The 20,944-nt window shown below is 36.7% G+C and carries 16 protein-coding genes, 12 tRNA genes and 1 rRNA gene; 2 read left to right on the top strand and 27 right to left on the bottom strand.

Annotated features, from left to right (window positions below; genetic code table 11):
- Window positions 1-16 precede the first annotated feature (16 nt).
- The 4 genes from MY490_RS01390 to MY490_RS01375 form a co-directional block, all read right to left on the bottom strand.
- Window positions 17-1,566, bottom strand: a 16S ribosomal RNA gene (locus MY490_RS01390).
- Between the two features lie 82 nt (window positions 1,567-1,648).
- Window positions 1,649-1,722 (bottom strand) — tRNA-Gly (locus MY490_RS01385).
- A gap of 5 nt (window positions 1,723-1,727) precedes the next feature.
- Window positions 1,728-1,804, bottom strand: a tRNA-Pro gene (locus MY490_RS01380).
- Between the two features lie 5 nt (window positions 1,805-1,809).
- A tRNA-Arg gene (locus tag MY490_RS01375) sits at window positions 1,810-1,886 on the bottom strand.
- 572 nt (window positions 1,887-2,458) lie between these two features.
- Here MY490_RS01375 and cls point away from each other — a divergent pair.
- Complete coding sequence (gene cls / locus MY490_RS01370; protein WP_248267674.1) at window positions 2,459-3,904, top strand: cardiolipin synthase; 1,446 nt, start codon at window positions 2,459-2,461, stop codon at window positions 3,902-3,904.
- Window positions 3,905-4,015: 111 nt separating this feature from the next.
- On the opposite strand, the gene MY490_RS01365 is transcribed toward cls, so the two are convergent.
- From MY490_RS01365 to MY490_RS01295, 15 genes are all read right to left on the bottom strand, one after another.
- Entirely contained in the window at window positions 4,016-4,744 is a 729-nt protein-coding gene (locus MY490_RS01365; protein WP_348983778.1) for a GntR family transcriptional regulator, read from the bottom strand.
- Window positions 4,745-4,804: 60 nt separating this feature from the next.
- Entirely contained in the window at window positions 4,805-5,587 is a 783-nt protein-coding gene (frlD, locus tag MY490_RS01360) for a fructoselysine 6-kinase (RefSeq protein ID WP_248267672.1), read from the bottom strand.
- 63 nt (window positions 5,588-5,650) lie between these two features.
- The gene (locus tag MY490_RS01355) at window positions 5,651-6,664 is read right to left on the bottom strand and encodes an SIS domain-containing protein (RefSeq protein ID WP_248267671.1); all 1,014 of its coding nucleotides are present in this window, start codon (window positions 6,662-6,664) and stop codon (window positions 5,651-5,653) included.
- 104 nt (window positions 6,665-6,768) lie between these two features.
- Window positions 6,769-8,139 (bottom strand): amino acid permease, encoded by a 1,371-nt coding sequence (locus tag MY490_RS01350; protein WP_248267670.1) that lies wholly within the window; start codon window positions 8,137-8,139, stop codon window positions 6,769-6,771.
- Between the two features lie 23 nt (window positions 8,140-8,162).
- Window positions 8,163-8,984: a TIM barrel protein gene (locus MY490_RS01345; protein WP_248269294.1), complete on the bottom strand. Its 822-nt coding sequence runs from the start codon at window positions 8,982-8,984 to the stop codon at window positions 8,163-8,165.
- 221 nt (window positions 8,985-9,205) lie between these two features.
- Window positions 9,206-9,288: transfer RNA gene (locus tag MY490_RS01340), tRNA-Leu, on the bottom strand.
- Window positions 9,289-9,301: 13 nt separating this feature from the next.
- A tRNA-Lys gene (locus MY490_RS01335) sits at window positions 9,302-9,374 on the bottom strand.
- A gap of 123 nt (window positions 9,375-9,497) precedes the next feature.
- Window positions 9,498-9,572 (bottom strand) — tRNA-Gln (locus MY490_RS01330).
- A gap of 141 nt (window positions 9,573-9,713) precedes the next feature.
- A tRNA-Gln gene (locus MY490_RS01325) sits at window positions 9,714-9,788 on the bottom strand.
- A gap of 567 nt (window positions 9,789-10,355) precedes the next feature.
- Window positions 10,356-10,431: transfer RNA gene (locus tag MY490_RS01320), tRNA-Asp, on the bottom strand.
- 12 nt (window positions 10,432-10,443) lie between these two features.
- Window positions 10,444-10,519: transfer RNA gene (locus MY490_RS01315), tRNA-Val, on the bottom strand.
- A gap of 9 nt (window positions 10,520-10,528) precedes the next feature.
- Window positions 10,529-10,603, bottom strand: a tRNA-Glu gene (locus MY490_RS01310).
- 7 nt (window positions 10,604-10,610) lie between these two features.
- Window positions 10,611-10,701, bottom strand: a tRNA-Ser gene (locus MY490_RS01305).
- Between the two features lie 7 nt (window positions 10,702-10,708).
- Window positions 10,709-10,783: transfer RNA gene (locus tag MY490_RS01300), tRNA-Asn, on the bottom strand.
- Between the two features lie 83 nt (window positions 10,784-10,866).
- Window positions 10,867-11,319: a SprT family protein gene (locus tag MY490_RS01295; RefSeq protein WP_248267669.1), complete on the bottom strand. Its 453-nt coding sequence runs from the start codon at window positions 11,317-11,319 to the stop codon at window positions 10,867-10,869.
- A gap of 302 nt (window positions 11,320-11,621) precedes the next feature.
- On the opposite strand from MY490_RS01295, the gene cmpA reads away from it, so the two are divergent.
- On the top strand, window positions 11,622-11,732 hold the full coding sequence (gene cmpA, locus MY490_RS01290; RefSeq protein WP_248269293.1) for a cortex morphogenetic protein CmpA: 111 nt from the start codon (window positions 11,622-11,624) through the stop codon (window positions 11,730-11,732).
- Here the strand turns inward: cmpA and MY490_RS01285 are convergent.
- From MY490_RS01285 to MY490_RS01250, 8 genes are all read right to left on the bottom strand, one after another.
- Entirely contained in the window at window positions 11,722-13,920 is a 2,199-nt protein-coding gene (locus MY490_RS01285) for a Tex family protein (RefSeq protein WP_248267668.1), read from the bottom strand. The two genes, cmpA and MY490_RS01285, sit on opposite strands and share 11 nt — an antisense overlap.
- Before the next feature lie 117 nt (window positions 13,921-14,037).
- Complete coding sequence (gene ndoA, locus MY490_RS01280; RefSeq protein WP_056476047.1) at window positions 14,038-14,388, bottom strand: type II toxin-antitoxin system endoribonuclease NdoA; 351 nt, start codon at window positions 14,386-14,388, stop codon at window positions 14,038-14,040.
- A 4-nt stretch (window positions 14,389-14,392) separates the two neighbouring features.
- Window positions 14,393-14,674, bottom strand: a complete 282-nt coding sequence (locus tag MY490_RS01275) for a CopG family ribbon-helix-helix protein (protein WP_069033898.1) — start codon at window positions 14,672-14,674, stop codon at window positions 14,393-14,395.
- A gap of 144 nt (window positions 14,675-14,818) precedes the next feature.
- A complete protein-coding gene (gene alr, locus MY490_RS01270) occupies window positions 14,819-15,985 on the bottom strand; it encodes an alanine racemase (RefSeq protein ID WP_248267667.1) in 1,167 nt (388 codons plus the stop codon).
- A gap of 168 nt (window positions 15,986-16,153) precedes the next feature.
- The gene (locus tag MY490_RS01265) at window positions 16,154-17,173 is read right to left on the bottom strand and encodes an outer membrane lipoprotein-sorting protein (protein WP_248267666.1); all 1,020 of its coding nucleotides are present in this window, start codon (window positions 17,171-17,173) and stop codon (window positions 16,154-16,156) included.
- Between the two features lie 332 nt (window positions 17,174-17,505).
- Window positions 17,506-17,859 (bottom strand): holo-ACP synthase, encoded by a 354-nt coding sequence (acpS, locus tag MY490_RS01260; RefSeq protein ID WP_248267665.1) that lies wholly within the window; start codon window positions 17,857-17,859, stop codon window positions 17,506-17,508.
- Window positions 17,860-17,884: 25 nt separating this feature from the next.
- Window positions 17,885-18,850 carry a UV DNA damage repair endonuclease UvsE gene (uvsE, locus tag MY490_RS01255; protein ID WP_248267664.1) on the bottom strand — a complete coding sequence of 322 codons (966 nt, stop codon included), beginning with the start codon at window positions 18,848-18,850 and terminating at the stop codon, window positions 17,885-17,887.
- A 303-nt stretch (window positions 18,851-19,153) separates the two neighbouring features.
- On the bottom strand, window positions 19,154-20,698 hold the full coding sequence (locus tag MY490_RS01250; RefSeq protein WP_248267663.1) for a degradosome RNA helicase CshA: 1,545 nt from the start codon (window positions 20,696-20,698) through the stop codon (window positions 19,154-19,156).
- Between the last annotated feature and the right edge of the window lie 246 nt (window positions 20,699-20,944).

The raw sequence follows: 20,944 nt of genomic DNA, 5'->3' as shown, positions 1-20,944 counted from the left end.
CATGATGTCTCCATAGAAAGGAGGTGATCCAGCCGCACCTTCCGATACGGCTACCTTGTTACGACTTCACCCCAATCATCTGTCCCACCTTAGGCGGCTGGCCCCTAAAAGGTTACCCCACCGACTTCGGGTGTTACAAACTCTCGTGGTGTGACGGGCGGTGTGTACAAGGCCCGGGAACGTATTCACCGCGGCATGCTGATCCGCGATTACTAGTGATTCCGGCTTCATGTAGGCGAGTTGCAGCCTACAATCCGAACTGAGAATAGTTTTATGGGATTAGCTCCACCTCGCGGTCTTGCAACCCTTTGTACTATCCATTGTAGCACGTGTGTAGCCCAGGTCATAAGGGGCATGATGATTTGACGTCATCCCCACCTTCCTCCGGTTTGTCACCGGCAGTCACCTTAGAGTGCCCAACTAAATGCTGGCAACTAAGATCAAGGGTTGCGCTCGTTGCGGGACTTAACCCAACATCTCACGACACGAGCTGACGACAACCATGCACCACCTGTCACTCTGTCCCCGAAGGGAAAGCCCTATCTCTAGGGTTGTCAGAGGATGTCAAGACCTGGTAAGGTTCTTCGCGTTGCTTCGAATTAAACCACATGCTCCACCACTTGTGCGGGCCCCCGTCAATTCCTTTGAGTTTCAGTCTTGCGACCGTACTCCCCAGGCGGAGTGCTTAATGCGTTAACTTCAGCACTAAAGGGCGGAAACCCTCTAACACTTAGCACTCATCGTTTACAGCGTGGACTACCAGGGTATCTAATCCTGTTTGCTCCCCACGCTTTCGCGCCTCAGCGTCAGTTACAGACCAGAAAGTCGCCTTCGCCACTGGTGTTCCTCCAAATCTCTACGCATTTCACCGCTACACTTGGAATTCCACTTTCCTCTTCTGCACTCAAGTTTCCCAGTTTCCAATGACCCTCCCCGGTTGAGCCGGGGGCTTTCACATCAGACTTAAGAAACCGCCTGCGCGCGCTTTACGCCCAATAATTCCGGACAACGCTTGCCACCTACGTATTACCGCGGCTGCTGGCACGTAGTTAGCCGTGGCTTTCTGGTTAGGTACCGTCAAGGTGCCAGCTTATTCAACTAGCACTTATTCTTCCCTAACAACAGAGCTTTACGACCCGAAGGCCTTCATCGCTCACGCGGCGTTGCTCCGTCAGACTTTCGTCCATTGCGGAAGATTCCCTACTGCTGCCTCCCGTAGGAGTCTGGGCCGTGTCTCAGTCCCAGTGTGGCCGATCACCCTCTCAGGTCGGCTACGCATCGTCGCCTTGGTGAGCCGTTACCTCACCAACTAGCTAATGCGCCGCGGGCCCATCTGTAAGTGATAGCCGAGGCCATCTTTCAATAAAGGAACAGGAGTTCCTTTATGTCATCCGGTATTAGCTCCGGTTTCCCGAAGTTATCCCAGTCTTACAGGTAGGTTGCCCACGTGTTACTCACCCGTCCGCCGCTAACTAACGGGAGCAAGCTCCCATTAGTCCGCTCGACTTGCATGTATTAGGCACGCCGCCAGCGTTCGTCCTGAGCCAGGATCAAACTCTCCATAAAAGTTAAGTTTAAATCTTGTGTTGCTCAAAAAACTAATAATTGACGTTTACTTCATGTTTTGTTTAGTTTTCAAAGTTCATAATGGAGCGGGTGATGGGAATCGAACCCACGACCGAAGCTTGGAAGGCTTCTATTTTACCATTAAACTACACCCGCGAAAATGGTCGGGAAGACAGGATTTGAACCTGCGACCCCCTGGTCCCAAACCAGGTGCTCTACCAAGCTGAGCCACTTCCCGTAATATGGCGCGCCCGAAAGGACTCGAACCCATAACCTTTTGATCCGTAGTCAAACGCTCTATCCAATTGAGCTACGGGCGCATATTGTAAGTGTGTCGTCTTCGTTAGCGACTTTTACAGTTTATAACATCTAACTGTTTGTGTCAACACTTTTTTAAAAGTTTTTTTAACTTTAACAGCTTACTACGATAAGCTCTCGTTGACTTCGTTAACTTGTCTGACGTGACTTAAACTATATTAAAGCATCGAACATTCAATGTCAACACTTTTCAAATAGAAATATCACGAGTTTATTTACTTATTTGACTTAACTAGGTTTAAAAGCCTTTTTAAGTTATTAATGTAGGTTTAATCAGTACATATTTAACGTTTATGACATAGTACTACAAAACAATAACTGAATTACTATAGTATAATTTAAGGACAGACTCCGATAAAAGTAGCGCAATTCCTTTTTCTCATAAAGAATTGTTATGTTTCATTTTTTGAGTTTTTAAAGAGATAGAATTGGTATCAATAATATGACTGTATTTTAGAGTTACTAAGAAGTGTTTTCGAATACTTTGTTCTTTTAAATAAAAAATATTATTAATGAGCATAAAAAAAGATACTAAACTAAAAAGAGGTAATTTAACTAATAGGAAGTGTCAAAAATGGGTATCGATAATTTTCTTACAATCCTCCTGATCATCAATATACTTCTAGCAGGAGTACTAGTATTTATTGAAAAAAGAGATGTTGTCGCCACATGGGCTTGGCTAATGATCTTACTTTTTATACCTATAGCGGGATTTTTACTATATCTATTTTTAGGTAGGCAGCTAAAACAAAAAAATTTCTACCATCTATCGACTAAAGAAAAAACATATCTACAATTAGCGGTTACGGACCAGGCTAATAAAATTCTTAATGATCAAAGTTTTCATCAAGATGAGTTACTATCAAAGCATTCACATTTAATTATGATGAATTTAAAGTCAGCTAACGCTTTATTAACAACAGATAACGAAATCCAAACGTTTCGAGATGGACACGAAAAATTTAATTCTCTATTTAAAGACATCCAACTTGCTCAAAAAGAAATTAATATCCAGTACTATATTATCCAGCGTGATTCTTTAGGAAAGAAACTTAGAGATGAACTTTCCAAAAAAGCGGCAGAAGGTGTGAAAGTGCGAGTCCTGTATGATGACATTGGATCCAAAAGAATTACCCCTTCTTTTTTCAAAGAACTTGTTAAACATGGTGGTGAGGTAAGAGCTTTCTTCCCTTCATTTTTAAGACTAATCAATTTTCGATTAAATAATAGAAATCACAGAAAACTGTGTATTATTGATGGAAGAATTGCTTATATAGGAGGGTTCAATATTGGAAATGAGTATCTTGGTATTGATAAAAAGTTTGGTTATTGGCGGGATACTCATTTTCGCATAAAGGGAGAATCAGTAAATCAAATTCAAGGTAGATTTATTTTAGACTGGCAACAAGCTACCAACCAACCTATACATAATATAGAAGAATTCTCATTTAATAATGAAAAAAACATCGGAAGTACCCCTATCCAAATTGTTGCTAGTGGACCAAATTCAGAAACAGAACACTTAAAAAACATGTATGTTAAATTAATTATGTCTGCAAAAAAATGTGTTTATATTCAAACACCTTATTTTATTCCAGATACAAGCATTATGGATGCGTGCAAAATCGCAATTTTATCTGGTATCGATGTAAGAATAATGATTCCAAGTAAACCTGATCACCCATTCGTGTATTGGGCATCTCTATCGTACGCTGGAGAACTTTTATCATATGGCGCAAAAATATTGCTTTACGAGAATGGTTTCTTACATGCTAAGACAATCGTTGTTGATCATGAAGTAGCTTCGGTAGGAACTACGAATATTGATACACGTAGTTTTAAACTGAATTTTGAAATAAACGCAATCACCTATTCAGAAGAAAAAGCTTCTGAGCTACAAAGTCTTTTTTTACTTGATAGTAATCATAGTAGTGAGCTTACAATTGAAAAATATCAAGAGCGATCAGTCATGATCAAGTTAAAAGAAGCTATCTCACGCCTCTTATCTCCAATATTGTAGATAAAAATCATTACTTAACTGTAATGTTTATTAAAACGCTAAAACTCACTTTTAAATAATAAAAGTGAGTTTTTTATAAAAATATGTATTCCACTTAAAATAGACTCATCTCTATTTTGTTCGATGAACTGTTAAGGTTACCTTACTTGTTTCACACATGAATGTTGAAAGGTGGACAGGTTCCTCATTTGCATCATAAGCGATTTTTAGGATTTTAAAAAGATTGGCTCCTATATCACATTCAAGATAATTGGCATATACTTTTGTCGCACCGATTACGTCGATGATTTTATCGTTACTTATGATTTCTGTATTATAGTCCTTTGAGAGAACTTTATATGTGGATTCATCTGTTGCAATTTTCTTTTCCAAATCAGGAAAACGAATTAGTGAGTAATGCGCAATATCATAAAAAAGTGGACGGTCGTTCACATACATAAGTCGCTCAAGCTCTAGTACGCGACTTCCTTCTTCAACTTTAAGATGTTCTGCAACATCCTTTGGTGCTGGGATGACTTCACTTCTAAGGATTCGGGAATTTGGAATCATCCCTAATTGGTGGCTAAACTCTGAGAATCCGCTTACAGATAACAGTTCATTATTAAACTTATTCGAAGCTACAAACGTCCCCCTGCGTGGTATGCGTGTTAATGTACCATCCTTCACTAATTCCTCAATGGCCTTTCGAATAGTGATTCGACTGACATTATACGTTTCACAAAGCTCAGCTTCTGTGGGAATCTGCTGGTCTGGTTGGTACTTCCCTTGTTGAATATCATTCTGAAGCATTTGCCTAATCTGCATATAGAGAGGCTGTGGGGTTGAAGAATTTAGGTTCATAATTTTCATCCTATCCGTCAATGTTTTTCAACATTATTATACACTGCCGACTAGTTATCGTCACCATGCACCGAAATAGCCAATTGTTTTTGTAGCAGTTTTAGTCCCTAATTCCAAACACTGTTGGATCGAAAAGCCCTGTAAAGTACCATAAAGAAAACCAGCTATGAAAGAATCTCCTGCTCCCATCGTATCAACAACTTTATCTTCCAATACTCCAAATTGATAAAAATGTTTTCCGTCGAAAGCTAAAGATCCATTTTCTCCAAGCGTAGCAACAGCCACCTTAGAACCTTTTGTTAGTACATCTTTTAAAAATCCCCTGATAAATTCATCATCCTTTTTATAAGAAAAAAAGGAATAGTCCACATAACTAGGTAATTTCTTTACTAAATCGTGCTCTAACTGATCTGAAAAATCAAATGCAGTAAGCAACCCTTTTTGTTTAAAAAGTGGAAAATATTCCTCAACATGACCCCATATACCAGCGTGGACAAGTTGTTGAGTTTGGATATACTCAAGTTCTTCATCAGTTAATGTGAACTGACCCATTACTCCTTCATCGTAATCTCCAAAATGACGGTCATTATTAACCAATTTAACATAGGTAACCGCTGTTTTTCCTATCTTTTTAGAAATAAACGATGTATCGACACCTTTGCTTTGAATCGAATTAATCATTTGTTCGCCAAAGGAATCACTTCCAACCCAACCTATATACGAAGAGTCTGCCCCTAGCTCTTTTAAGTAGACAGCAACATTTACCGGATTTCCTCCGGGATACACTTTCTCGTTTGCAAGATAGACATCCATACAGTTATCGCCGACTGTAACAATTCTCATCTAATCCCAACCTTCTTTTTAATCTAAGAAATGAGCACTACCATGTAGTGCCCATTAAATTTTTTAATATTCTACTTTGCGGTAGTATCTTCTTAGGTCTAATGAGTGGTTTCTTTCTCTTTCAAGGTAAACACTAATTCGACTTAAAACAGCCCAGTTAATACTGACAGAAAAGTGTTTTCTAAATTCCTCACTAATTCCTGGCAATTCAAATTCCTTTGTATCAATAACAGTTAATTGACTCGTGATTTTTTCAGCAAACCTTTCAACACGATCCATCAACGGTCTTGTTTCATCTTCACCTTTAAGTAAAATAACACTAGTATCTTCAACCACTAACTCAAGCGTACCATGGAAAAACTCCGCTGCGTGGATAGACTTTGCATGAATCCATTGCATTTCCTCCAATATACACATCGCGTATGAATACGTGTTACCCCATAAGTTACCAGAGCCTACCATCATATGATAATCTGTATCCTTATGTTTAATAGCAAATTCCTCTGCCTTTTTATCATAGTCTTTTACGGCAGCTAAAATCGCTTGTGGCAACAAGGAAACTTCTTTTGTGAACTGTTCATATTGTGGAAATTCATTGTTATTATACATGAAGCGAAATACTACCATGTACAGCAGCATAAAGAATGTATCAAAGGAATGTTTTTCCGAGCGAGTTGTAATACAGTATTCTACTACTTGTGTTAATGGAGTATTCGGCTCCGCTACTAAAGCAATTGTAGTAGCCCCTCTTTCTTTACAAAACTCTGCCGCTGCAACAGTTTCTTGTGTTGTCCCTGAAACTGAGGTGAAAATACATACGGAATTCTTTGTAAAATGCTTATTGTTCATGACCATAAACTCGGCTGCGATTTCGGCATGTACATTGATCGTTGAGTTTGATTCTATAATATATTTATAAGGATACATCATTGCAATAGTTCCGCCAGCACCAATAAGGAAAAGATTGCTGTAACCTTTTTGACAGATTGAATCGACGATATCCTCAATTTTACTTCTAAATGCAAGTCCTTCTTCTTCAACAAGTTTTAAAAATAACGCTTCATCAAATTTTAACATGGTGAGATCCCCCTAAAACATATTTGTTATGTCTTGTATTATAATTAACTATAACAAATAAAGCAATCGCTTTTTCAAAAAATTAAGAAGCTAGTAAAAGTTCACTAGCTTCCTGAAATAATTGAATTCTTCTTTGTTACTAGATTACCGTCATTTTTCTTATTGGGCCCATAGCGTTTTTCCCAGTAAAAGTAAACAGGTAGTCCAGTAGCGATAACTATGAATGCAGCTACCATCCCTTGCCACGGAGCCCAAGTAAACGTACCCCAAGCAAGCCAAGAAGCTCCAATTATTGCTAAAATAGTCGTTAGTCTCCACATTGGCATCCTGTAAATCGGGTTATAGTCCTCCCTTTTACGGCATTTATAAACCGCTACAAAATCCAAAATATTAATCACTAATTGAATTAATGTGAAATAGCCTAGTAAAGTCGTTAAATTGGTTGCAAAAACTAGAATACATGCATAGGTAACTTGAACAATAATTGAAAAACTTGGTGTTTCATACTTTGGATGGACACGAGCAAAACGCTGGAAAAACAGCCCGTCCTTCGCCATAGCGTACTCTAATCTAGGCTGAAACATGATACAGGAACTTAGTGATCCTAAAATAACTATAATTGCAGTAATCGCAACAAACGAAGAAGCAATATGAGATAGTCCTGGTATATACTTAACCGCATCAGAAACAGCTGCACTAGAACTCATCAATTTGCTAAAAGGCATTAATCCAATTACGCAGACTGCTAGCAAAGTATATAAGATTAATACAATAAAGACAGAGCTAATCAATGCACGAGGTAGCGTTTTTCCAGGATTTTTAAATTCACCTGCCATAAAACAAATGGCGGCCATACCGGTATATGCCCAGGTTGTGGCAGAAACGCCACCGATTAGACTTGTTTTTACCGTTTCTCCATGAGGCGTATAGGAGAAGTTCCCCACGTGCATATACATTAACCCTAGAACAATAACAATAATGAATGGAATGATTTTCACGGCTGTAATAATCACTTGAAATAGCCCGCCCTCTTTTACACTTCGATAATGAATAGAAGTTATGATTAAAATTATCGCAACCCCTAACAACTTGCCAGCAAATCCAGAGAAAAATGGGAAAAAGCTTGCCAAGTATGAAACTACTGCTAGAGCCATAATAGAAATAGATGGTGGATCAAGCGCCCAGAATGTTGCCCATCCATATAAAAAGGCTAATGGTCTCCAGCCTGCTTTATTCAAATAAACGTAACCGCTTCCATTTTCAGGATAAGCAGTCGACAATTCAGCAAGAACCATTACTTGCGGAATAGCAATAATACCACCAATAATCCATGCTAAAATAGAAATAGAAGGGGTTCCCGCTGCTTTTGCTACATCACCAGACGAGACAAAGATACCTGACCCTACGGTCGTACCAACAGCAATTGCTAATGCCGACCAAAATCCAAGCTTTCGTGTAAGCGTAGTATTACTCATAAAGGCTCCTCCAAATTTTTAGATTATACAATTCCTAATTCATTTAGTTTCACTAAGGATTTTTTAAAAGCATCTAATGGATTTTGATAATAAGTTGACCCCATAATTTCAAGAGTGCATGCCCCATCGTATTGGTGCTTTTGCATGCTTTTTACATATTCTCTCCATTGTAAATTACCATCATCTAAAGCAAGATGGGAATCTGTCTTGCGATCACCATCTACTAGATGAAAATGACATAACTCAGGAAGCAATAAAAAATAATCATCTGGTGTTTCACCCGCCAGGTTCATTGCAACGGTATCAATCATCCCTTTTAAAAAAGGGGACTTTATTTCTTCAATCATTCTCTTTAATCCCCGCGTATTAATAATTAAATTAGATTCAAATTTTGTTAATGGTTCTAGTGCAAGAGTGATACCCTCGTGCTCCGCCACCTTTGTAATTTGATAGATTGATTCACTTGCATATTTCCACGATTCTTCTTTTGTTAGAGAAAAATCACCTATCCCTGAAGTAATTAGCATCTTATCCGTCTCCAATTCCACAGCAGAGTGAATATTTTCAATAAAATAATCAATACTCGTTTGTCTCCAATCCGGATCTGAAGCAGCAAGATTGTAAGGATAAATGCATTGTTCTGGAGTATAGCAGACTATTTCCATACTTCTAGCTTTAATTTCTTTCTTTATCTCCCTCAAATTGCAAAGCAAGTTTCTATAAACATAGAGATGTGGTTCACCAGCCCATAATTCAATGCTACTGATACCTAATTGATCCATACAATCCAAAAAATATTGGATAGGATAATGCTTGAACGTAATATTCATCCCTGCTATTTTAATTGATTACCCCCTTTTTCTTAAAGTCATTTGATTTGTTATGCTTTGTATTATAATCAAGAATAACATAAAATACAATAAATTTTAAAAATTTTTAATATTCGATTTTAATTCCTACAAAGTCTAGTACCGTGACCAACCAGTCTATAAAAGTAAGCCAATTTTTAAACACAAAAAAGGCCTCTACATTACGTAGAAGCCTTGTTACTATATATATAATTTGATGCGGCCGAGAGGACTTGAACCTCCACGGAGAAACCTCCACTAGGCCCTCAACCTAGCGCGTCTGCCATTCCGCCACGACCGCGAATAAACAAAAGTGAGCCATGAAGGATTCGAACCTTCGACCCTCTGATTAAAAGTCAGATGCTCTACCTACTGAGCTAATGGCTCGTAATAATTAAAAGTAATTATAACTAAATACAATATATCTTTAAACCAACTTACTGTCTACACGATCGCGTCTAAGATAAAAACAATTCCCCTTACCTTAAACATATTAATAAAAAACTAAAATGGCTGGGCTACCTGGATTCGAACCAGGGCATGACGGAATCAAAATCCGTTGCCTTACCGCTTGGCTATAGCCCAATGAATTATCATCACGAATCTACTTCTTAGAATAACCTTCGTGAACCCGCACCGCAGGATTTTTTTTTATGTTGTATTGTTAATACCTCTCGAATTACTCCTCAAGATAAAAAACAATCCGACATCCTTACAAAAAACAAATGGCTGGGCTACCTGGATTCGAACCAGGGCATGACGGAATCAAAATCCGTTGCCTTACCGCTTGGCTATAGCCCATTGATTTAGCATCATGAACTGACTCCTTCGAATTAACTTCATGAACCTGCACCGCAGGATTTTTTTTTATGTTGATTGCTTTTACCTCTCGAATTTACTCCTCAAGATAAAAAACAATCCGACAATTTTGGAATTCATCTTTACCTAAAGACGAGTAACTTTCATGAAGTTCCACCGCAGGATTTTTTTTATGTTGTATTGCCCTATCTCTCGAATCAGCTCCTCAAGATAAAAAACAATCCGACAATTTTGGAATTCATCTTTACCTAAAGACGAGTAACTTTCATGAAGTTCCACCGCAGGATTTTTTTTATGTTGTATTGCCCTATCTCTCGAATCAGCTCCTCAAGATAAAAACAATCCGACATTTCAATATTCTTCTTATTGTAGAATACGAATTAACTTAATGAACCTGCACCGCAGGGTTTTTTATGTTGTATTGTTCTACCTCTCGAATTTACTTCTCAAAATAAAAAACAATCTGATATTTCAGCACTAACTCCAAACATCCACTCTTACTATTTTTCTCCAAATAAAGAAAAAAATACTACAATTTGTAGTAATTAATGGCGGTCCCGACCGGGATCGAACCGGCGATCTCCTGCGTGACAGGCAGGCATGTTAACCGCTACACCACGGGACCATATGTAGTTAATGGTGGAGGATGACGGGCTCGAACCGCCGACCCCCTGCTTGTAAGGCAGGTGCTCTCCCAGCTGAGCTAATCCTCCAGGTTAAAATGGTGACCCGTACGGGACTCGAACCCGTGTTACCGCCGTGAAAGGGCGGTGTCTTAACCGCTTGACCAACGGGCCTTATGTATGGCAGAGAAGAAGGGATTCGAACCCTCGCACCGCGTAAACGATCTACACCCTTAGCAGGGGCGCCCCTTGAGCCACTTGGGTACTTCTCTATAATAATGGCTCCGCAGGTAGGGTTCGAACCTACGACCACTCGGTTAACAGCCGAGTGCTCTACCACTGAGCTACTGCGGAAAAATACTAATCTTTTCATCAAGTACTGAAACGTGATGACAAGTATTAATATAAACTAAATACATATTAGATGTCAACACTATTTATAATAGTTTTAATGGACTTTTGCATAATCCACATACATAGCGGCTTATGTCCACTTTTCTTTTTCTTAAGAAAGCTTGCCCACATACTGAACATCTATATTTATACTTATAAGAATGCGTTCTTTTTTTTATTGAGTTTAGTGGTTTACAATACCTAGGAGCACCTACCTTTTTTAATAGCTCTTTAAAATCTCTATCTTCATGCTTATAGCCTTTCTTCATAATATGAAGATGATAATGACATAGCTCGTGTAATATGATCCCCTTTAACTCTTCAATTCCGTGTTCTTCATAATAAAACTTATTTAATTCGATATTACTTGTTTTTAATAAGTACCTACCACCAGTTGTCCTCAATCTAGTATTGAAAGAAGCTTGGTGGAGAAATGGTCGATCGAAATAAGTGATTGATAGTTCTTCAACCAGTTTTTGTATCTCCTCATTATCCATTTATGAATCGACATCCTTTTTTTCTTCTTTATTCTAACTGAACAACTCACAAATTCTTGGGTATGCGCATACATTAAACTTACAAATGAGAATTTCAAAAGATCTTATTAGTACGATTTATGCTAAATGGGCTGCTCTTAGTAAATCTCTCTACAACGGCGTAATTATTACTATTAAAATGAACAATTCAGTTATCCTTTTTATACAATGTATCGGAAGGTTACCCCTCACTCATTTATTTCATCGCCCATCCTCAAAAAAAGATGGGCGAAGATTTTTAAGTTGGAGGTTTTATCATGGTAATGCCTAGTTGGCTTAAATCTCAAATGCAAAAAGCGTTTTATGAAAAAAACCGTTATCAAATTAAATTATTGAATCAATGTTGGTTTTATTATCAAAAAATTAAGCTTTGACGATTTCTTTCGATTCAATTGGTAGCATAGATAAACCTACTCTTTGTTTCTTTTGGTCTACATCAGCAATCCATACTTTTACTACTTGACCAACCGATACAACATCAAGCGGATGCTTAATAAATTTGCTACTCATTCTAGAGATATGAACAAGACCATCGTTCTTTAGTCCAATATCAACAAATGCACCAAAATCGACTACGTTTCTTACTGTTCCTTCAAGCTCCATCCCTATTTTTAGGTCTTCAATTTGAAGAACATCTTGGCGAAGGATTGGTGCTGCTAATTCATCTCGTAAATCTCTTTCAGGTTGCATTAATGATGCTAAAATATCTTTTAGCGTAATTTCACCAATATCAAGTTGCTCTGATACTTCTTTTAAATTAATCGTTTTTAGCTGTTCTTTCAATTCATTTGAACCAATTTGACTAGTTGAGAAATTTAATTGCTTTAATAATTTTTTTACTTGTACGTAGCTCTCCGGGTGAATACTTGTACGGTCTAAAGGCTCATCTCCTTCTAGAACACGTAAAAATCCAATACATTGCTCATACGTTTTTGCGCCTAATCTAGGTATTGTTTTAAGCTCTTTTCGGTTTGTAATTTTCCCTTTTTCGTCACGGTAATTAACAATATTTTTCGCTACTGTTTTGGACAAGCCCGATACGTATTGAAGTAATGAAACTGATGCTGTGTTTACATTTACACCAACTTGGTTAACAGAAGTTTCAACAACAAATGATAATGATTCATTTAAGCTCTTTTGAGATACATCGTGTTGATATAATCCTACCCCAACAGATTTCGGATCAATTTTTACTAGTTCTGCTAACGGATCTTGTAGTCGTCTTGCAATAGATACTGCACTTCGTTCTTCTACTTGGAAATCAGGGAACTCTTCTCTTGCTAGCTCAGATGCTGAATAAACACTTGCGCCAGCTTCATTTACGATTACATAATAAGTATTATTTTTCATTTCTTTTAAAATTCCAGATATAAACAGCTCTGTTTCTCTCGAAGCTGTACCATTTCCAATTGCGATCATTTCTATTTTATATTTTATAAGAATATCTTTAATTTTTGTAACTGCTTGTTCTCTTTTATTTCTTTGAACCTCTTCCCTTTCTCCTTTAAAAGGATGAGGGTAAATCACATCTATTTTGAGTACTTTGCCCGTCTCGTCTACTACTGCTAATTTACAACCAGTACGAAATGCAGGGTCTACTCCTAGCACGATTTTCCCTTTTAATGGTGGTTGCAGTAATAATGAACGCAAGTTTTCTGAGAAAATAGTAATCGCGTGTGAATCAGCTTTTTCGGATAATTCTTTACGAATCTCTCTTTCAATTGAAGGCTGAATTAATCTTTTATACGCATCTTCAACGACTTCCATTAAGATTGGTCGTACAAAAGTGTCCTTTGTAATTACTCTTTTTTCTAAATAAAAAATAATCTCATCATAAGGAGATTGAATTGCAACCTTTAAAATATCTTCTTTTTCAGCACGATTCATTGCTAGTATTCTATGTGGAACAATCTTTGAAATTGGTTCAGAGTACTCATAATACATTTCGTATACTTTTTTCTCGTCTTTTTCGGAATCTTTTACCGTACTGTCAATCGTTCCTTTTTTGAAGGTAACTTCACGAATCCACTTACGATAAGCAGCATCGTCTGCAATCCATTCCGCAATAATATCTTTTCCACCTTGAATAACTTCATCGACTGTATTCACTTCTAGTTCAACATTTATGTATTTTAGCGCTTCATCCGCAAGTGAACCTTCATTTGGCATTGAAAATAACCATTCTGCAAAAGGCTCTAACCCTTTATCTTTTGCAACTGTAGCGCGAGTTCTTCTTTTTTCTTTATATGGTCGGTATAAATCTTCAACTTCTTGTAACTTTTTCGCTAAAATAATACTTTTACGTAAGTCATCAGTCAGTTTTCCTTTTTCCTCAATTAAACGGATTACTTCATCTTTTCTCGTTTGAAGATTTACAGCATACTCATATTTTTCTAAAATGGAATGAATTTGGACCTCATCAAGAGAACCCGTTTTTTCTTTTCGATACCTGGCAATAAAGGGAATCGTATTTCCTTCTTCCTTTAATTCAATTACGGTAGCTACTTGTTTTGAAGTAATCGATAAATCAGATGCAATTTTATTAATCAATTGTTGTGACAAAAATAACGCCTCCAATTTTTGGTAGTTTCAAAGGACCTAAAATAACCCTTTCAAGACGAAAGGGTTACAAAACAATTTATTATAATCTATGTAGGTAAAGCTGCTATAAAAGCAACTTTAAAAATCAACAAGTCCTAAACTGATTTGCAACGCTTCGTCAACCTGATCCATCATCTCATCATCAAGATGTGTTATCTTATCGGTTAATCGTTGTTTGTCAATCGTTCGAATTTGTTCTAGTAGTATAACCGAATCACGTTCAAATCCATATTTTTTAGCATCGATTTCAACATGTGTTGGAAGCTTTGCTTTTTGGATTTGTGCTGTAATCGCAGCGACTATAACGGTAGGACTAAAACGATTACCGATATCATTTTGTATTATGAGAACCGGACGAACTCCACCTTGTTCTGAGCCAACTACAGGGGAAAGGTCTGCAAAATATACGTCGCCACGTTTTACTATCAAGTGATTACCCCCCGCTAACTAAGCGCTCCACTTTAGAATCCGCTTCAGACTCAGCATAGAATGACTCAGAAGATATTAATAAGTTGATTTTAGCCATTTCCATGTATCCACGTCGCATTTGTTCGCGACTTTGGCGTCTTTTACGATCTTTTAAAAACATCTTAGTCGCTTGATAAATATACTCATTTCGATTACCGTTTTCTTGCTTTACTAATCCATCTAGTTCGCTTACTACATGTTTTGGTAAACGTACTGTTATTTCAGTTGTCGCATTTAGTTCGGACAAGTTTCAGCACCTCCAGAATCAACTATTACCCATATATCTCCCTATACTACATCATACCATTCTTTTCAGTGATTGGAAAGACACATATCTTCGTTTATCTTAACCAAATAACAGTGTTTCATACTTTAATACATCAAATTACAATTAATCTGATACTAGATAATTACTTATGGACTTAATATTTCCATTCTTTTTATATACCCTTGGTACTCTATGATTTATAAGGCAAGTTACTTCATAATTGATTGTATTCATATGTGTAGCGACTTCCTCAGCCGTTACAGCTCCATCCTTACTTTCTCCTATTAAAGTTACTTTTGTACCAACAGGATAATGTTTAGAAAGCTTGATCATACACTGATCCATACAAACTCTACCAACGATTTCTGCCTTTACACCTTCAACCAACACAGAAAATCCTTGCATATCTCTAAGCCAGCCATCTGCATACCCAACTGGTAACGTCGCAATCCACTCAGAATCAGAAGTAAAATACGTTGCACCATAACTTATACCACTATTAGCTGGTAATTGCTTAATATGAGAGATTTTCGTATAAAGCGATAGTGCTGGCTTTAATGCAAATGGTAACATTGGTTTTATTTCTAAAGATGGAGTTAAACCATACATGATAATACCAACACGTACAGTATTAAATAAGTTTGTTTCTAATGCAGCCGCTGCACTATTTGCACAATGAATTAGCTCTGGTGAGAATCCACTGCTCTTAACCCATTCTATACATTCATAAAATTTATCTACTTGCTCATTAAAATAGGATCTATTTAGCTCATCAGCAGTAGCGAAATGTGTAAACAAACCTTCCAGTATAATTGATGGATTTTTTCGTAAGATCGATGCAGCTTGCTCCCATTCAGATTTTGTTTTTAGGCCTAATCTACCCATCCCAGTATCAAATTTAATATGAATCATTATACGATCTGTGTTTTTTAGATTTTTAGAAATACCTTCTAACCAATCAACATTATATGCCGTTAAAGTTAATTTATTCTTGATTGCAACGTTAATATCCTCTGGTCTAGTTGCTCCTAACACTAATATCGGCGCATCTATACCCGCGTTGCGCAGATAAATCCCTTCATCAATAAAAGCAACTAATAATCTTGTTGCTCCAGACTTCAATGCTTGTTTCGCTACTTCAACGTAACCATGTCCATATGCATTCGCTTTTAAAGCTACATATATTTCTTGATGATTAGGGTAAAGCGATACAATATTTTTGATGTTTTCCTCAATTGCATCTAAATCTACTTCTACCCAAGTGTCGCGATAAAATGATGTTTCTGTCATGAACTACACTTCCTTATCGATATACCCATTACTCTTTTTTTATATGTGTAAAATTATTTGCTTATTTTACTATAAATGTCAACCAATATACTACTCATTTATAGTTTATTTAAAATTTAAAAAGGCGTGATAAAGCATCATCACGCCCTTTTAAGTTTGAAAAAAATATTATTTTGTGCCTGTATCTCCGACTGATTGGGCTACTTGAATTAACTCTTCTTGAGTTAAGTTTTTAGAAACAATCGTGAAATCTGTTCCACCGTATGACCATGTGATCATCTTATCTGATAACGCTCCTACCGTTTTACCTAAATCTACTGGTTCGCCAGTGATTTCCATCGTTGTTCCAGACTCTGAAATTCGTGCTTTTTCCTCTATTAAAGTAAACGATTTTTTATTACCTTTATATGAAAGAATAACCTGAACACCATTGTCTGTTTTTACTTCTTGTTGATCATCTAACACAACACCCTTCATTAAATAATTAGGGTAAAGTGTAACTAGTAAATTTGGATCATTATTTGGATTTGTAGAAGTAGGTACACTTAACCGAGCGCTTGTCATATTTTTCTTCACATCAAAAGCATCATTATCAAACTTCGCATTATATTGTACTTTATCAAATTTAACATCCAACACAACATTTTTATCTGTATCTAATAGTTTTACTGATTCAGGTGTCAGACCTTTTTTATTAAACGTAATTTCTTGTGTTGGGAGCAATTGTCTATTTGTGTAATTTGTTTTTGTTTCAAACACATATCCTTGCTTAGTTGTTTTAAACGTGGCATTCTTATCTTGTACTAAGTCATTAACTAATGATTCCGGTAAATACGGCTGACTGCTGTTTGATGGCCAATCACTTTGGAAGCGATAGCTTTTATTTAATGCTGGCGTTAAAACAAACACACCCTCTTTGTTTCGTAAAATAATTTGGTTTTGATCACTCTTAGCATTTTTTAATTGTACGCGGTAGTAAGATGGCTTTTTATGCCAAATGACTACTTCATACTTTTGAGGATCATTCCCATTATTAATTGTTAATGTTGCATCAGCCTTATAGCCATTCATTTTCTCCATTTGATTGCTAAGAGAACCTACAACATCGTCTTTCGATTTCTTGCCACATGCAGCCAATGATAGTACTAACATGATTGTCAAAAGCATCGCTACAAGCTTTTTCTTCATCTCCCCAGCTCCTTTATTCCTCTTAAATTGTAAAAAAGAGAATTTTATGCAAAGGCTTATGAATAAATGTGCGCGAGTAGCTTAGAAGTAAAATCTAGATTTATTCATGCACGTTGCAACCTTGCTTCTCATATCCTCATGAAACTATATGAGGTCAAGCTCTAAAATATGCAGACTAGCATGACAAGCTAATTTAAAAATTTAAAGAAAACGCTCTGATTGGCGAGGGCTGTAAGTGAAGACAATGGTATATAATTAATCCCTAAAATTTAGCAACTACTTCGAGAAATAAAAAGAAAAGCCACTCAAAAGAGTGACTGTTTAAAAGGGCATTATATTTGCTGTAAGACCACTTGAGCAGCAGCATAATGTTCAGTATGCGTAATTGATAAAAACGGTATAAAGGGTAAATCAACGGTTAAAACAGGCTTACCTTTTTCGTCATTTAAGATTTCAATATCATGAAATCCTAATTCTTTCCCAATTCCTGTACCAAAAGCTTTTGAACAAGCTTCTTTTGCGGCGAATCTTCCTGATAAAAATTCAAGTTTCCTTCGTTCTGATAAGTTTTTGTATATTTCATATTCTGCTTCAGTTAAAATCCTTTTCGCAAACCGTGGCTGCGAGCTTATAATTTCATTCATTCGTTCAATTTCTACTAAATCTAATCCAATACCTACGATCATATTTCCTCACCCTAACTTTCGAGTACTACGGTTTAAAATAAAAGCTTGAATCATTAATTATTTCAATAGACGAATGAGCTCTCAGATCATCCATTAGTTGAAATAGTGCATTATCTTTTTGTTTTGCTTCAATCATACAATCAATTTGCCTAACCGAGCCATAAATTTCATTTAAAAATGTCATAAACATGGTAGGGTCCACAAAATCAGCATGAGCACGTATGTCTTTCTCATCTCTAGGACTTGAAATATGCATTTTCATAGGCAAGTTTGAAGCCTTCCATGTATCGACTGCATAACCCCAATTTTTTACCCAATCTTCATTTGAATGATTAACTAGATGATGATGGTAGTCAAATACAATTGGTACTCCTAATTTTTCACAGGCAAATAAGGTTTCATCAAACGTAAAGGTAGTATCATCATTTTCAAACATTAGCATTTTTTGAATTTGCGCAGGAACAAGGCTAAAATTCTCTATTAATTGTTCCAGCGATTTTTCCTTATCATCATACCCTCCACCAATATGGAGGACACATCGTTGTTCTGTATTAATCTTCATCGCTTTTAAAAGCTGATAATGCATTTTTAAGGTTTTTAACGATGTTTTTAATAGTTCTTCATCAGTTGAGTTTAAGATTACGAAATGATCTGGATGAAAATCAATCCTCATTTCATTCGTAATTGCAAAGTTACCTAGCTCAAATAAACTTTCCTTTAATGGCTTTATGTAATTCCAATCTGCTACTTCTTCATGGTTTGCTAAAGGGATTAATTTACTACTCAGGCGAAAAAAAGATATATCATGTGCCTTGTTGTGCTTAAGTAATCTCAAACAGTTATTTATATTCGTTTTTGATATTTGTTCTAGCTTACGAATAGCCGCATCTTTATCCTTTTGCTTTAAAAATTGTGCAACTGTCATTGTTTTTGAAGGTGAGGCATTTTGTAAATTCATACTCATTGCGACATACCCAAGTCTTACAAGCATTTTTATTCCAACTCTCATCTGTTTTTGATTAGTTTATGGAATCTGCCCAAATTCACACAGGTATTTATCTTAAATATAAGAATTAAGTTAATGGATTTTTTCGTATACCATACAAACTAATGACAAGCACTCACCTTCATCGTTCCATCCTGCCTTCGGTGATCAAAACTGTCTAAGATAACCTTCGTTCTTCATCAGACTTTGTACCTCAACTGACAAGGTTTTCAATCAGTCTGAGCATCAAATATTTGTATTCACATACAAAAAGGCACATGGGGTATCCCATGCACCTTATATTTTATCTTATTTATTGCTATCTTGGTGTCTACGTTGTCCGCCACGGTTTGCATCGCGAGAACCCTCACTACGTTTGCCACGGAAGTTTCCACCACGGTTTCCTTCTCTATCTCCACGGCGACTATCTCCACGGCGGTCTCCACCACCACGACGATTGTCTCCTCCGCCACGTTTGTTTTCGCCACGACGGAATCCACCTCCGCCGTTCCCACCACGTCCACGGTCACGTTTCACCATTGGTGGTTCATCAGTTAATCGGATTGGCGTTTCATTTGGTTCTTTTGTTAGCATTTTTAAAGCAGCTGCAACAACACTTACTGAATCATGTTCTTCAAGTAATTCTTCAGCAATACGTTTGTAGAATGCTAAGTTATCACTTTCCATTGTTGAAGTTAATTTTTCAGCAATGATACGTTGTTGACTTTCAATTGCTTCATCCAATGTAGGTGCCGTCATACGTTCCATACGACGTTTAGTTGTACGTTCAATATTTTTTAATTGATTAAACTCACGCGGAGTGATGAATAACATCGCAATACCTGATTTTCCAGCACGACCTGTACGTCCGATACGGTGTACATAGCTTTCAGGATCTTGAGGAATATCAAAGTTATAAACGTGTGTTACACCAGAAATATCTAATCCACGCGCTGCTACGTCCGTTGCAACCAAAACATCAATTGAACCAGATTTAAATTTACGAAGTACTTGCTCACGTTTTGCTTGTGATAAATCACCATGAATACCTTCAGCTGCATAACCACGTAGGTTTAACGCTTCAGATAATTCATCAACACGACGTTTTGTACGACCAAAAATAATTGCTAATTCTGGAGTTTGAATATCTAATAAACGTGTAAGAACGTCAAATTTTTTCTTTTCTTGAACTTCAATAAAATGTTGTTCAATGTTTGGCATTGTAACTTCTTTAGCTTGAACTTTTACGATTTGAGGATTTGTCATAAAAGTTTCTGCAATGCGACGAATTGGATCTGGCATTGTAGCAGAGAAAAGAAGTGTTTGTTTGTTTTCAGGAACTTCTTTTAAAATCGCTTCAATATCTTCAATGAATCCCATATTTAACATTTCATCCGCTTCATCTAATACCACTGTATTAACGTTATTAAGACGGATTGTACGACGGTTAATATGGTCTTGAATACGACCAGGAGTTCCAACAATAATATGTGGGAATTTTTTTAATGAACGCATTTGACGGTTAATGTCTTGTCCACCGTAGATCGGAAGGATTTTTACACCTTTGTTCATACCAATTTTGTGTAATTCTTCACCAACTTGGATTGCTAATTCACGTGTAGGTGCGATTACAAGTCCTTGAACATTGTTGCTATCTACATCAATTTTCTCTAGCAATGGAACACCAAAAGCGGCAGTTTTACCAGTACCAGTTTGCGCTTGACCAATTACATCATGGCCTTGTTTTGCTAATGGAATAGTCTGCGCTTGAATTGGTGTAGCTTCCTCGAAGCCTAATTTTTCAATCGCAAACAGGATCTTACTACTTAATCCTAATTCTTGAAATGTTGTCAATTTGGTTAATCTCCTTTGTATCTCAATTGATCTATAAAAATGATCTATAAAAAATCTATTTAAAATTATATGTTTCGTGACTGTTCATAAGGAAGGTTCGTTTTTAGTGGAAAACAATTGTCCGAAGTATCATGAAAAGAAACAATATCTACTCATTATACGGACATTCCGCCTAAAAAGCAAATGAAGTTATATTCTAACAATTTGGTCTTTAAACTATAAATAACGTTTGGAATATAGATATTT

This window comes from Gottfriedia acidiceleris (assembly GCF_023115465.1).
Classification (GTDB): domain Bacteria; phylum Bacillota; class Bacilli; order Bacillales; family Bacillaceae_G; genus Gottfriedia; species Gottfriedia acidiceleris_B.
Note: the sequence above shows the minus strand (reverse complement) of the source record. Positions and strands in the feature narration are given on the sequence as shown.